The sequence below is a fragment of the Allobosea sp. 05T439 genome (assembly GCF_056396005.1).
Genome location: NZ_JBFTKP010000150.1, coordinates 1 through 463 on the forward strand (window position 1 = coordinate 1; position 463 = coordinate 463).

The following is a 463-nucleotide window of genomic DNA, read 5'->3' on the forward strand; positions in this document are numbered from 1 at the left end:
ACATCAATGATGCCGATGGCGACATGATGCCGCTCGGCMCCCCCGGAGCACCGGTCGTCACCAATACCAATTACGACCCCACCATCACCACCTCGAGCAACCAGCCGGGTGTGAACGTCCACAGCGTCGCGGATGCCGACCCTCGCATCATCTCGAACCTGATCGTCGATCAGACGCTGACCAACAGGTCTGCCCTGATCGCGGCGCTCGAGAGGAGTGCGGCGGCCGGTGGTATTTCGCTGACGCCAGGGTCTTCCGTCGCGGCAGCCGCCGCCGATCTGATCCTGGCCGCGCGTGATGCGGCGGCCGCGGCTGCTCCCTTCGCCGCGGCAACGGCGTTAGCTTACGGGCAGGCCGTGACGGCTGCGGGAATTGTACAGACCCAGATCAGCAGCGCGCTTGCGAGCCTGACGGCGCTTCGCGCCGACGTGGCCGCCGATGGCGTCGTCGACATCTCGACCAC

General features: G+C 66.7%; 1 protein-coding gene. It reads left to right on the forward strand.

What is annotated here, in order from left to right:
• The coding region (locus tag AC1DIO_RS35485; protein ID WP_476854969.1) for a hypothetical protein at window positions 1–463 on the forward strand (463 nt) is incomplete at both ends.